The sequence below is a fragment of the Desulfovibrio sp. genome, assembly GCF_019422935.1.
Lineage (GTDB): Bacteria > Desulfobacterota > Desulfovibrionia > Desulfovibrionales > Desulfovibrionaceae > Desulfovibrio.
Map to the genome: position 1 here is coordinate 21,305 of NZ_JAHZCJ010000009.1, position 12,969 is coordinate 34,273.

A 12,969-nucleotide genomic window follows, 5' to 3' on the forward strand; every position below is an offset into this window, starting at 1 on the left:
CGGCCTACATGCGCGAGAGCAGGCGGGTGAGGGCGTAATCCATCTTTTCCATGGCCTCCTGCAGCTCGGTTTGTTCCACCCACGGGCGGTTTTCAACATCGGCCATCTTGCCTTTGAACATGCCCCACTTGCGTTCCACCTCGTCCGTGAGGAACGTCCAGTTGACGCGGGGATGGGCCTGGGTTTCGTGCTGCACGGTTTCGGTGAGCTGCGGCCCTTCAAGCACCATTTCTTCAAGGTAGGTGGCAATAAGGGGGCGCTTGGCGAACTTTTGCTCAATGAGGCCAGCCAGGACACTCTGAGCCTTTGTTTCGCCGTGGGTCAGCACCACCTGCGCGCCGTTGCCGGTCAGCGGCTTGAGCCATTCAAGCAGCTGGCTTTGCCCGGCGTGGCCGGAAAATCCGTTGATGGTGAAAATGCGGGCGGCAACTTCAATATCTTCGCCAAAAAGTGTGATTTTTTTGGCTTTTTCCACCAGCTTGCGGCCCGGTGTGCCCACTCCCTGATAACCCACAAAAACAATGCTCGCGCCGGGTTTCCAGATATTGTGACGCAGGTGGTGGCGCACACGGCCCGCGTTGCACATACCGCTGGCCGAAATGACAATGGCAGGGCCCTTGTAGTCATTGATGGCCTGCGATTCGGCAGCGGAAAGCGTGTAGCGCAGGTTGGGCAGCGCGAAGGGATCATCCCCGCCGTTGAGCATCTTGAGCGCTTCATCGTCAAAAAGCTCACGGTTGCGCTCAAAAACTTCTGTGGCGCGGATGGCAAGGGGGCTGTCCACAAATACGGGCATATCCGCTGGCAGTTTGTTCTGTTTGGCGAGCATGTGCAGGCAGTAGAGCACTTCCTGCGTACGCTCCACGGCAAATGCCGGAATGATGACCTTTTCACTCTTGCCGTAGCTGTAGGCAATGGCTTCGCCCAGTTCGTCAACGCTGAGGTTTTCGTCCTTGTGGTCACGGTCCCCGTAGGTGGACTCCATGAACACGTAGTCGGCCTTGGGCGGGGTTTCAGGGCTGCGCACAATGAGCGACTGCGGGCGGCCAATGTCGCCCGAAAAGATAAGGCTGGTGGTTTTGCCGTCTTCATCGGCCTCAAGGCGCAAGGAGCCGGAACCAAGAATATGACCAGCATCATAGTAGGTTACGCGGATGCCCGGTGCAGGCTCAAACACCTTGTGGTAATCAACAGTCTGGAAAAGGGTGACCGTTTTTTGGGCATCCTCAACACTGTACAGGGCCGTTGGGGGATTTTTAAGCCCGCGCCGCTGGTATTTGCGCGCTTCCCACAGGGCTTCCATTTCCTGAATGTGGGCGCTGTCCTGCAACATGAGGTCCAGCAGTTCGCTGGTGGCCTTGGTGCAGAAAATGGGGCCGGCAAAACCCTCCTTGACCATCTTGGGCAGCAGGCCGGAGTGGTCAATGTGGGCGTGGGTGACAAGAATAAAGTCAATGGCGGTAGGCTGATAAAGTTCAGCTTCGCGGTTGCGGGCTTCAATGGCCTTGTTGCCCTGATGCATGCCGCAGTCGATGCAAAAGCGTTTGCCAGCCGCCTCAACCATATAACATGAACCGGTCACGGTTTGCGCCGCGCCCAGAAATTGTACTTTCATCTGTTCCTCCACTGAGGGTTGGCGGCTTGAGAGGCCGCAAGCTCTTTGCCGACCGCCATGCAAGGCGGAAAAGACGCAAGGAGACTTTTTTCCATAGCCGCAAGCGCGCCCCAGCGTCAAGCAAGGGCCCAGTCGCCAATGTTCCCGCATTGCCTTTGGCCGAAGGGCCACATATACTGAAAGTTGTCGGCCCATGCGGCGTCTTTTGCGCGCAGGCCTCCCCCCATACTTCAAGAGGAACAAGGAGCATTCATGCCTGAACTGCAACAGAACATGATTGATGATCTCTCTTCCGTTACCACAGAATCCTGGCGCACCTTCCGTATAATGGCGGAAATGGTGGAGGCGCTTGATGCCCTCAACGCGCTCAAGGTCAAATGCATATCCCTTTTTGGCACTGCCCGGTGCAAACCCGATTCAAAGGAATATAAAGAGGCTGAAAAAATTTCGCGCCTGCTGGTGGAAGCCGGATTTGGCATTATCAGCGGCGGCGGCCCCGGTATTATGGAAGCCGCCAATAAAGGAGCCTTTAAAGCCAACGGCGTGTCTGTTGGCCTGCACATCCAGTTGCCGCACGAGCAGGGCTGCAACCAGTATGTGAAAACACGCTGCAATTTCCGTTACTTTTTCATCCGCAAGTTCATGTTTGTCAAATACGCCATGGCCTACGTGGTCATGCCCGGCGGCATGGGCACCATAGATGAACTCTCCGAGGCCTTTGTGCTGGCCCAGACCGGGCGCACGCGGCCTTTCCCCATCATTCTGTACGATTCAAGCTATTGGAGCGGCTTGCTTGAGTGGATGCGCAAGACCATGGTTGCGCGGGGTTTCATCAAGGAAGGCGAAATCGACAAGCTCATCACGGTTTGCGACACACCCGAAGAAGTGGTCGCCCTGTTGTGCAGGGTAATTATTTAGCCGCCGCATGAATACGAATAGCTCTGACGCGCGGGCCTTTTCTCCTGCCGGGCCGTTAACGCCGCCCCCGCCGGGTCATACCTGGCAGGGGCTGATGCGGCTGGCTCTGGAAAAGGCCCGCGCCAGCGGCGCTGCGGGCGAGGTGCCGGTGGGGGCGCTGGTGGCGGCTCCGGATGGGCGCATCCTCGCCTGTTGCGGCAATGCGCCCATCAGCGGCAACGATCCCACCGCCCATGCCGAGGTGCTGGCGCTGCGCGCCGCCGGGGCCTCGCTTGGCAACTACAGACTCAACCAGTGCGTGCTGGTGGTGACGCTTGAACCCTGCGCCATGTGCGCCGCCGCCATCATACATGCGCGCATTGCGGGGCTTGTGTACGGCGCAGCCGACCCTCTGGCCGGGGCTGTTGTCTCCCGCGCCGAATATTTTGACGCCCAGTGCGCCAATCACCGGGTATGGCACATGGGCGGCGTGCTTTCTGAGGAATGCGCCTCCTTGCTCCACGATTTTTTTGGCCAGCGGCGCGAGTAGGCTGGCATGGCGAAATAAAGCCGCGGCGGGGCTGACTTCTGCATCCGCCGCACAACCTGCCACAGGAGCAGTATGCTCGAACTGACAGTATTTATGAGCGGCGCGCTGGTCATGGTGCTCGAAATGGTCGGCGCGCGGGTATTGGCCCCGCATGTGGGAACCTCCGCCGTCGTGTGGACAAGCCTCATAGGCGTGGTGCTGGCCTGCCTTGCCGTGGGCGCATGGGCCGGGGGGCGGCTGGCCGACAAAACTCTTTCCCGCCGGGGGCTGGCGCTGGCTCTAGCCGGGGCGGGCATCGGCAGCGGGCTGACGGCCTTGTGTCATGAGGTTATCGGCCAGTGGGTGACGGCAGCCGTGGGCAACCTGTACGCGGCGGCGGTGCTGGCGGCGGTGTGTATTTTTGCCCTGCCCGCCTTTTTTTTCGGCATGGTGACGCCCTATGCCATACGTTTGCGCATCGAGAGTGTAGACTCCTCAGGGGCCACCGTGGGCAGGCTATACGCCCTTTCCACTGCGGGCAGTATTGTGGGAACTTTTCTGGGCGGGTTTATCCTCATATCATTTTGGGGCAGCACCAGCATTTTGTGGGGTGTGGCTGCGGCCATGCTTGGGCTTTCGCTGTGCAACGGGGGGGGGCAAATGCGTTTGCGCGCCGTGTTGCTGGTTGTGTGCGGGCTTATGGCTGTGGTGGCGGCAAGCTATGGCCGCTGGCAGGATGGCAAGGCCATGAGCCATCTGGTGGAAAGCCCCTATAACAGCATCCGCATTTTTGAAGGGGTAGACTGGGCGCAGAACGGCAGACCCGTGCGCCTTATGGCTACTGATCCCGGTTACAGCCAGTCTGGCATGTATCTGGACGCCCCCACTGAGTTGTATTTTCGCTACACCCAGTTTTACGCGCTGGGGCCGCATTTCACGCCCCATGCGAGCCGGGTGCTCATGCTGGGCGGCGGTGGGTATTCTGTTCCCAAGTGGCTGCTGGCTGATACTTCCCCTCTGGCAAAGCCCGAGGCCACGCGCATGACCGTGGTGGAGCTTGACCCGGCCATGACGGAAACAGCCCGGCGCTGGTTTTCTCTACGCGACGATCCCCGCCTGACAGTGCGCCACGAGGACGCCAGAGCCTTTTTGAACCGTCAGCGCGATCAGTACGACCTTGTTTTTGTGGATGTTTTCAACTCGCACTATGCCGTGCCTTTTCAGATGGGAACGCGTGAGGCAGCGGCTGCTCTGCGGCGTGCGGTTGCCCCTGGCGGGGTTGTACTCATGAACGTTATTTCCGCTGTGGAAGGGCCGGATGGCCGCCTTTTTCAAGGGATTTTCAACGCGTTGCGTCAGTCTTTTGCCGAGGTGCAGGTGTACTGCGCTGGCGGCGAAGCACCAGACAAGCTGCAAAATCTGATGGTTGCGGCCTTTCCCGAACAGCGGCCAGACATCACGGCGGGCGCGTTGCCATCCCTTGCGGCAGCAGACACAGAAAATGCCCCTTCAGGCGGCTTGCGCCTTGCCGACATGCTGGCAAGCAGATATACGGGGGCAGCCCATTTTGCCACCCCGGCGCTTACGGATGATTTTGCCCCGGTGGAGCGTTACACGCTGGTTTTGTTGCGTCAGTAGGCGCTCAGGCGGCAGTGCTTGCAGAGGGCGGAGGAAAAAGTTATTCTGGTACCCTAACGTGAGGGAGGCGCATATGGACAATAGTGTTGTCAAACCCGTCAGTCCCAATGATCTCGTGCTGGATATCGTTGGGAGAAAGTATGCGAGCGGCAGCGACCTGACCACGGCGGAGAACCTGATGGCTCTTTCCGCCTCTGCTGGCGTGACTGCCAAAAACTACGGCCCCGGCCCCGCTGAAATGGTGTTGAAGAAGCCGGAACTGCCGGAAAGCGTCAAAGGGATGCTGGTCGAACACGCCGGGTAAGTTTTCTGCCAAAAGTGCTGTGTTGCACGCTGCTGCTGGATGGCCGCAAGGCCCGGAAGGCAGCGCTTGGTCCTTGCTTGCTGTTACTACGTTACTTATGCCTACTTGGGGGGCTTTTTTGAACGAAACAATTGATGATCTTACAGTGCAGTTTGAGGAAAACGGTCAGGTTATCGTTAACGAACTGGACAAAGTTGTGCTGAGCAAGGGCGCGTGGACCACCATTCTTTTTCGCTACCAACAGTGGCAGCCGGAAAAAGACTGTTTTGGCCCGGACATGTATGTTATCCGCCGCTACAAAAAGGCGGGGGGCGAATACCGCCAGCAGTCCAAATTTAATATTTCCAGCGCGGATCAGGCCCGCAAGATTGTTGATGCCCTGAGTTCCTGGATCAACTAGATAAAGCCTTGGCGGAGCGGGCAGCTACAGCTTTTGCAAATACGCTCCGCGTTTGACCGGGCAAATGCCTACCTGCGCGTGAATCTTTCATGCCGCAGCATGCATGCAGTTAACCCGCAATGCATCTGGAAAAGGCCGACACTCTTTAGAGCGTCGGCCTTTTCTGTGGAGCAGGGCTGAGGTTGGCAGTACAAAAACCCCAATAGGCTTTTGTACTGCCATGCGCAGGAAGCGCCCCGGTTTATCAGGGCGCTTCGCGCAGGAGGAGGGAAGGGGATACGCCCATGTGGCAGCATCGGCGTATACGCAGCTGTGGCTGCGGAGGCAATGGTTGCGGCGTAGTTGCGGCCTGTCCGCTACCATTATGTATGTTGAAACATATCGGAGGGGGCGTTAGCTTTGCGTTAAGGATTATCGGCAGCCTGCTGTTGCAGACGCATATCGGCTGACGGGCAGGCAATGCACTGCAAAAACTCCCTGGCAAGCTCCGCTGAAAAAATCGGATTGCTGTATGGGGATAGCGGTACCGAATTTTAGCGGGTATTCCTTATCCAAAAAATACAGTATACCCGCATTTCGTGCCAAACAAAATTGAGAAAGCTGAAGTTTGGCAAAAAACACTGCGAACAGGTAGGGAAATGCGGTGTCGCCAGCGGGCAGGCCCAGTTTTTTGCTTGAAAAAAATAATATCTGTTGACATTGAAAATGCCCCAAACTATGTTCGGGCAATCACTGATTGGGTATAGTAAATTTTTTTGCAGAGGCTTTACATGGGTAAGGCTCCAAGCGGAAAGTCTACCTCCCGTAATCTCTGGAGTCCTTAATGGCTACTTCTATCTACGTCGGCAATCTGCCCTGGTCCGCCACTCAGGAAGGCGTTGAATCCCTGTTCAGCCCCTACGGCGAAGTTCTTTCCGTGAAGCTCGTTTCCGACCGCGAAACCGGCCGCGCCCGTGGCTTTGGCTTTGTGGAAATGGAAGACGCCGACGCCATCAACGCCATTGCCGCTCTTGACGGCAAGGAATTTGACGGCCGCGCCCTTCGCATCAACAAGGCCGAGCCCAAAAAGCCCGCCCCCCGTCGCTGGTAGTCGACCAAATTCGCTTGATATGGAAGGCCGCGAGAAATCGCGGCCTTCTTTTGTCTTAAAAGCAGTTTTAATGGACAGGCTGTGTGCCCGGCTGTCGCGTAGAGAAAAGGCGGCTTGAGGACAATACGAAAGCAGCAGACCGCCCCAAGTCAGCCATCAAATCGGCTCATGCGGTAGCCGATGCCCACATGGGTATGGATGCAATCACATTGCGGCGAGGCGGCCTCCAGTTTTTTGCGCAAGGTTGCCATGAACACGCGCAATGAAGGAAGCGACTGTGGCAGCGCACTGCCCCACACAGCCTGCAGGATTGTTTTATGCGTAAGCACCTTGCCCACATTGTTTGCCAGCAGGCACAGCAGTTTGTATTCCATGGGGGCAAGATGCACCTGTTGCCCGGCAACGCTGACGCAGCCTGCGGCAAAATCAATACGTAATTCGCCATTTTCAAAGCTGCTTTCGCTGCGGCCCATGTGCCCTCGCTCATAACGCACGCGGCGCAGGGCGGCGCGCAGCCGGGCCAGCAATTCATCAACGCTGAAAGGCTTGGTAAGGTAGTCGTCCGCACCTGCGTCCAGCGCTGCCACCTTGTCGTCATCTTCAGTCCGGGCGCTCAATACAATGATGGGCAGCATGGACCACTGGCGCACCTCCCGGATGATCTCCACGCCGTCCATATCCGGCAGGCCCAGATCAAGCAGTATGACGTCAGGATTTGCCCGCGAAGCCTCTGCAAGGGCCTCACGCCCGGTGGCGGCGGTCAGAAAGGATATGCTGCGGCTCTCAAGCGTGGTGGTCACAAGCGCGCGGATGACCTTGTCATCTTCCACCACAAGAATACGCTCGGGGACGCCGTTGACGTTCTGCGCGGGAGTGGTATCTGCTGGCGAGTTTAGCGGCATGGAGGCTCCTTCTGTCAGGACGGGAGGGTGAAATCTTTGGTTTCGCGCGGCAAAATCATGGAAAAAACCGCGCCCTGCGGCGTGTTGTCAAATACCTCTATGCTCCCGCCGTGAGCTTGCACAATGCTGCGGCACAGGGCCAGCCCAAGCCCCATGCCTCTGCGGCCATCGCCTTTTTTTATGGCTGCGGAGTGGAACATGCCAAAAATGCGGTTCTGTTCCGCTTTTGAGATTCCTGGGCCATTATCGGCAACTTCCAGCCTGACCCACGGCCCGTCAGCCCTAGCTCGTATGCGTATGGCTGTTCCCTCTGGCGTATGTTTGACGGCGTTGTCCAGCAGGTTGACCAGCACCTGCACCATGAGCCGCGCGTCCATGCGGGCCATGAGCAGACTTTCGGGCATTTCCGCGCGCAGATCGTGGTGCGCTGCACGGCGGCTGGTGATCTGCACGGCTTCGGCAATGACATCTTCAAGCAGCTCCGGCTCAAGGCGAAGGGTAAAATCCTGCTGCTCAAGACGGGTGAGGGCCAGCAGGTTTTCCACCATGCCCACAAGGTAGCGGGCTTCTTCCTCGATGGCGGTAGCAAGGGCCATATTGCGTTCTGGCGAGCCGGAGCCACCTTGCTCGGCAAGGATGGCGGCATTGCCGCAGATGCCGGTGAGCGGCGTGCGTAGATCGTGCGAAATGGAGCGCAGCACATCGGCGCGCAGTTTCTCCTGTTGCGCGCGCACGGCAATGCTGGCGTTGGCCTGCGTGAGTCGTTCCTTTTCCAGCGCCAGCGCGCATTCCCCTGCCAGGGCAAGAACAAGGTTTTTGCTGTTGGCATCGGCAAGCGGAGTCGTGCGACCCGGCAGAACGTGCAGTTCGGCCACGGCGAGCACGGCAGACTGACTGCTGATAGGGATAAAGCTGTGCCGCGATCCGGGCAGGGAATCTGTTCCCGCGCCAGCGGGGCGGTTATTCTTGGCAACCCATTGCGCAACGCCCAGTTCGTCCTTTGGCGTGCTTTTGCTGTGCCGGGAGGCAATGCGTGGGCTGCCCGACCCTTGCATTTTGTCAGCCCGGTAGGAAAAAACGGGTCGGGTTTCAAGCAGACCTTGCCGCACGGAATAGAGCGTTGTTTCACACCCCAGCAGGGTGCCGAGCTGGCGGGCAGTTTCCAGCAGGATGGCGGCTTCGTCCTTGGCTTTTTGCAGGCGGCGGCTGTTGCCCAACAGCAGCTCGGTATGCAGCGCCCGCACCGCGCTTTGCCGCGCCTGCATGCGTGCCCGCCCCGTGATGGCGCTGGTGGCTGCGGAAACCAGCAGCATTGCGCAAAAAAGCCCCACATAGCCCGTATCGTAAACGGTAAAGCTGAAACGCGGCTCAACAAAGAGAAAATCGAAAAGGCCCACCCCGGCCACAGAAGCCGCGACGCCGTACCACGGCCCGGTGGTGAGGATGGAAACGCCCAACACTCCCAGCATGTACAGGCCCGCAATGCCGCCATTGGGCATGCCCAGCGAGAACATGAGCAAACCTGCAACGCTGCACACGACCATGATCGCAGCAGTGGCGCACCATTGCCGCCAGGAGCGGGGGGCTGTGCCCCGCAAGGCCCTGAGCGCCGCAAACAAAGGCCCGGTATGTCCGGGCGCTCTGCCCACGGGCACGGCATCGGGGATGATGTAGGTTTCCATCTCCGGCGCAAGTTCGGCAAGGCGTTCCACCAGCGTTTTGCTCTTGCGGAACAGCCATCCGCCAGCCGGGGAACGGCCCACCACGATTTTGCTCACCCCGCTCATGCGCGCGTATTCAGCTATCTGGGCGGGAACATCCTCGCCGTGCAGGGTCACGATAACCGCCCCCAGGTCTTCCGCCAGTTTCAGGTTGCTGCGCAGGGTATCGCGGCTTTTGGCGTCACTGCGGCGCGGCGCTGTGTTTTGCACAAAAAGGGCGGTGAAATCAGCGCGAAAGGCCTCCACCATGCGGGCGGCGGTGCGGATAACCCGTGCATTGCTGGGCGCGCCTGAAAGGCAGATGAGAATGTGCTCCTTGATCTGCCGCCCTGCTTCCTGCCCTCCGGCAGCGGCGGATGCCCGCCGGTTGACGCGGTCGGCCATACGGCGCAGGGCGATCTCCCGCAGGGCAATGAGGTTGGCGGGCAGAAAAAAGTGCCCCAGCGCCCGTTGCGCCTGCGCCTCGGCGTATATCTTGCCTTCGCGCAGGCGGGATACAAGCTCGTCTGGCTCCAGATCGACCAGTTCCACCTGATCGGCCCCGTCAAACACACTGTCGGGTATGCGCTCGCGCACCACTACTCCGGTCATGGCGGCAACCACATCGTTGAGGCTTTCCAGATGCTGCACGTTGACTGTGGTCCACACGGATATGCCCGCCTGAAGCAGCTCCTCCACATCCTGAAAGCGCTTGAGGTTGCGGCAGCCCTGCGTGTTGGAGTGGGCAAGCTCGTCCACAAGGGCGATTCCCGGCTTGCGGGCCAGCACGGCATCCACATCCAGCTCGTTGAGCGTGATGCCCCTGTGCTCGATCCGCAGAGGCGGCACGGCCTCCAGACCTGGCAGCAGGGCCGCTGTTTCCGGCCTTGGGTGCGGCTCCACATAGCCCACAACAATGCTGTGCCCCTGCTCCTGAGCGGCGTGGGCCGCCCGCAGCATGGAATATGTTTTGCCCACGCCAGCCGCATAGCCGAAAAATATTTTGAGCAATCCTCTGGGCGATGGGCGCACGATTGCGCTCGCCTCGCCAGCGAGGGGCTTGCCGCCCGGAGCCGCCTGTTGCAACTGGGCCAGCAGGGCATCGGGGGATGGACGTTTGTAGCTGTCTGTCATGGTTGTTCTCAGGTTCGTATGCCGCGCGGCATTCAGCGGGGAGCCGCGCTTGAGGCCCCTGAAACCCCGTGCCCGTTGGGTAACAGGCCTTCCAGCGCCAGATTGACTTCAAGCACGTTGACCCGCGCCTCGCCCAGCAAACCCAGAGTGCGGCCCTGCGTGTACATGGCGATGGTGCGGCGCACTTCCGCAGCCGTAAAACCTGTGGCGCGGGCCAGCCGCTCCACCTGAAATTCTGCTGCGGCTGGCGAAATATGCGGATCAAGCCCGCTGCCTGATTCCGTCAGCAGATCCACAGGAATGGGCTGGCCGGATTTTTCCGGATGCGCCAGCCGGATGCGCGCCGCGCGCTCCTGCAAACTTGTGGCGTATGCGGTTGTGGCAGGGCTTTTGTTGCTTGGCCCGGCGTAGAGCAGGGGCTTGCCGTTGTCGGTATAGGTGGCGGTGTCTGCACTCACGGGGCGGCCCCACAAATGGTTGGCGGCTGCAAAGGGCTGGCCCAGCAACGTGCTGTACTGCCTGCCCTTGGCGGTAATGATACTGCCTTCGGCCTGAAAGGGAAACAGCGCCTTGCCCGCCAGGGTGAGCGCGCCGGTATAGACGCAGGTAAGGGCCGTCATGATGCACAGAAAAACCAGAGAGCGGCGCAACAATATTGTTATGGACATAATGTTTCTCCTCAGGCCAGCCCAAGGCCGACCAGGCAGAGGTCAATAAGTTTTATGGCGGCAAAGGGGGCCGCAAGTCCGCCAAGGCCATAAATAAAGAGGTTGCGGCGCAACAGCAGCTCGGAGCTTTCCTCCCGGTAGGGCACGCCGCGCAAAGCCAGAGGAATGAGAGCCACAATGATGAGGGCATTGTATATGGTGGCCGCCAGTATGGCGCTTTGCGGGCTGTGCAGGCCCATGATGTTGAGTGCGGCAAGGCCGGGATACAGCCCCATGAACAGGGCCGGGATGATGGCAAAGTATTTTGCCGCATCGTTGGCAAGGGAAAATGTTGTGAGGCTGCCGCGCGTCATAAGCAGTTGCTTGCCGATGCGCACGATATCCAGCAGCTTGGTGGGCGAAGAATCCAGATCAACCATGTTGCCCGCTTCCTTGGCGGCCTGCGTGCCCGTGTTCATGGCAACCGCCACATCCGCCTGCGCCAGAGCCGGGGCATCGTTGGTGCCGTCGCCCGTCATGGCTACCAGATGTCCCTTGGCCTGATAGTCCCTGATAAGGTTCAGCTTGGTCTCCGGCGTGGCTTCGGCCAGAAAGTCATCCACACCGGCCTCGGCGGCAATGGCGGCGGCAGTGAGCGGATTGTCGCCCGTGATCATGACGGTTTTGATGCCCATGCGGCGCAGCTCGCCGAATTTTTCGCGCACACCGTCCTTGATGACGTCCTTGAGGTGGATCACGCCAAGCACCGCGGCATCGCGGGCAACCACAAGAGGCGTGCCGCCCTGACGGGCAATGCTTTGCACCGCGTCATCGCACTGCGGGCTCAAACGCCCGCCAAGCTGTTCCGCAAAAGCTCGCACCGCATCTGCCGCGCCTTTGCGGATGGACGAACCCCGCGCGTCAACACCGCTCATGCGGGTATGCGCGGAAAAGGGAACAAAAGTCGTGTCTGACTCAGAATGCGCTGCGCCATTCTGCGGAAACAGGCTGTTTGCCAGTTGCACAATACTGCGGCCCTCGGGGGTTTCGTCCGCAAGCGAGGCAAGGCGGGCGGCCTCCGCCAGCTCCTGCTCGGCGTGTCCGTCCACAGGTATAAAGCTGACGGCCAGCCGGTTGCCAAGGGTTATGGTGCCTGTCTTGTCGAGCAGGAGCACGTCCACATCGCCAGCCGCCTCAATGGCGCGTCCACTCATGGCAAGCACGTTGGCCTGATTGAGGCGGCTCATGCCCGCAATGCCTATGGACGAAAGCAACGCGCCGATGGTGGTTGGGGCCAGGCAGACAAAGAGTGCCACCAGCGAGGTGACGTCCGCCGGGTTTGTCGCATGGTTCTGATCCGCCGCAAAGCGGGCAAAGCACCACAGGGTGCCCGTGACCAGCAGAAAAATGACCGTAAGCGCCACCAGCAGGATATTCAGGGCTATTTCGTTGGGGGTTTTCTGGCGGGCGGCCCCTTCGACCATGGCTATCATTTTGTCCAGAAAACTGCGGCCAACCTCGCTGGTAACGCGCAGCACCAGCCAGTCGGAAAGCACAGTGGTGCCGCCGGTGACGGCGCTGCGGTCGCCGCCGCTCTCCCGTATGACCGGGGCGGATTCGCCCGTGATGGCGCTTTCGTCCACAGAGGCTGCCCCTTCGGCCACATCGCCGTCGGCAGGGATCATCTCGCCTGCCAGCACAAGCACGTGGTCGCCGGGTTTCAGCTCGGTGGAGGAGGTCATCACAAAGGCCTCGTGCTGCGCAGGGTCCGGCAGCTTGCGGGCGTCAACGTTCTTGCGTGATTTGCGCAGGCTGTCGGCCTGCGCCTTGCCCCGGCCTTCGGCGATGGCTTCCGCAAAGTTGGCAAAGAGCACCGTGAACCAGAGTATGGCGGCGATTGCGCAGGCAAAGGCGCCCTGGCCTGCGGCGGCGGGCATGAATCCCCATGCTCCTGCCAGTGCAAGGCCAGTAGTCATGATGGCGGAAAGATATACGGTGAACATGACAAAATTGCGCGCCTGAATGTGCGGGGCCAGCTTGATGAACGAGTCGCCAAGGGCCCTTTGGAGCATCCGGCTGTTGCGCGGGGCATGTGCAGTTTTGGCTGACATGG

Annotated in this window: 11 protein-coding genes; 6 read left to right on the plus strand and 5 right to left on the minus strand. The window is 59.8% G+C overall.

Annotated features, from left to right (window positions below; translation table 11 throughout):
• Positions 1 to 4: 4 nt before the first annotated feature.
• Complete coding sequence (locus QZ383_RS11555) at positions 5 to 1,615, minus strand: MBL fold metallo-hydrolase (RefSeq protein ID WP_291445597.1); 1,611 nt, start codon at positions 1,613 to 1,615, stop codon at positions 5 to 7.
• Between the two features lie 252 nt (positions 1,616 to 1,867).
• On the opposite strand from QZ383_RS11555, the gene QZ383_RS11560 reads away from it, so the two are divergent.
• From QZ383_RS11560 to QZ383_RS11585, 6 genes are all read left to right on the plus strand, one after another.
• On the plus strand, positions 1,868 to 2,533 hold the full coding sequence (locus QZ383_RS11560; protein ID WP_291445598.1) for a TIGR00730 family Rossman fold protein: 666 nt from the start codon (positions 1,868 to 1,870) through the stop codon (positions 2,531 to 2,533).
• 7 nt (positions 2,534 to 2,540) lie between these two features.
• On the plus strand, positions 2,541 to 3,062 hold the full coding sequence (locus tag QZ383_RS11565) for a nucleoside deaminase (protein ID WP_291445599.1): 522 nt from the start codon (positions 2,541 to 2,543) through the stop codon (positions 3,060 to 3,062).
• Between the two features lie 72 nt (positions 3,063 to 3,134).
• Positions 3,135 to 4,679 (plus strand): fused MFS/spermidine synthase, encoded by a 1,545-nt coding sequence (locus tag QZ383_RS11570; RefSeq protein ID WP_291445600.1) that lies wholly within the window; start codon positions 3,135 to 3,137, stop codon positions 4,677 to 4,679.
• Positions 4,680 to 4,752: 73 nt separating this feature from the next.
• Complete coding sequence (locus QZ383_RS11575) at positions 4,753 to 4,983, plus strand: hypothetical protein (protein WP_291445602.1); 231 nt, start codon at positions 4,753 to 4,755, stop codon at positions 4,981 to 4,983.
• 118 nt (positions 4,984 to 5,101) lie between these two features.
• The gene (locus QZ383_RS11580) at positions 5,102 to 5,383 is read left to right on the plus strand and encodes a hypothetical protein (protein WP_027180673.1); all 282 of its coding nucleotides are present in this window, start codon (positions 5,102 to 5,104) and stop codon (positions 5,381 to 5,383) included.
• 823 nt (positions 5,384 to 6,206) lie between these two features.
• Positions 6,207 to 6,473 (plus strand): RNA-binding protein, encoded by a 267-nt coding sequence (locus QZ383_RS11585; protein ID WP_192112410.1) that lies wholly within the window; start codon positions 6,207 to 6,209, stop codon positions 6,471 to 6,473.
• A 149-nt stretch (positions 6,474 to 6,622) separates the two neighbouring features.
• Here the strand turns inward: QZ383_RS11585 and QZ383_RS11590 are convergent, their stop codons facing one another.
• From QZ383_RS11590 to kdpB, 4 genes are read right to left on the minus strand one after another with little or no spacing between them, the layout of a single operon-like run.
• On the minus strand, positions 6,623 to 7,375 hold the full coding sequence (locus QZ383_RS11590; protein ID WP_291445605.1) for a response regulator transcription factor: 753 nt from the start codon (positions 7,373 to 7,375) through the stop codon (positions 6,623 to 6,625).
• 14 nt (positions 7,376 to 7,389) lie between these two features.
• The gene (locus tag QZ383_RS11595; RefSeq protein ID WP_291445606.1) at positions 7,390 to 10,209 is read right to left on the minus strand and encodes a sensor histidine kinase KdpD; all 2,820 of its coding nucleotides are present in this window, start codon (positions 10,207 to 10,209) and stop codon (positions 7,390 to 7,392) included.
• A gap of 32 nt (positions 10,210 to 10,241) precedes the next feature.
• Entirely contained in the window at positions 10,242 to 10,877 is a 636-nt protein-coding gene (locus QZ383_RS11600) for a potassium-transporting ATPase subunit C (protein ID WP_291445607.1), read from the minus strand.
• 11 nt (positions 10,878 to 10,888) lie between these two features.
• Positions 10,889 to 12,967: a potassium-transporting ATPase subunit KdpB gene (gene kdpB, locus QZ383_RS11605; RefSeq protein WP_291445609.1), complete on the minus strand. Its 2,079-nt coding sequence runs from the start codon at positions 12,965 to 12,967 to the stop codon at positions 10,889 to 10,891.
• Positions 12,968 to 12,969: the final 2 nt, after the last annotated feature.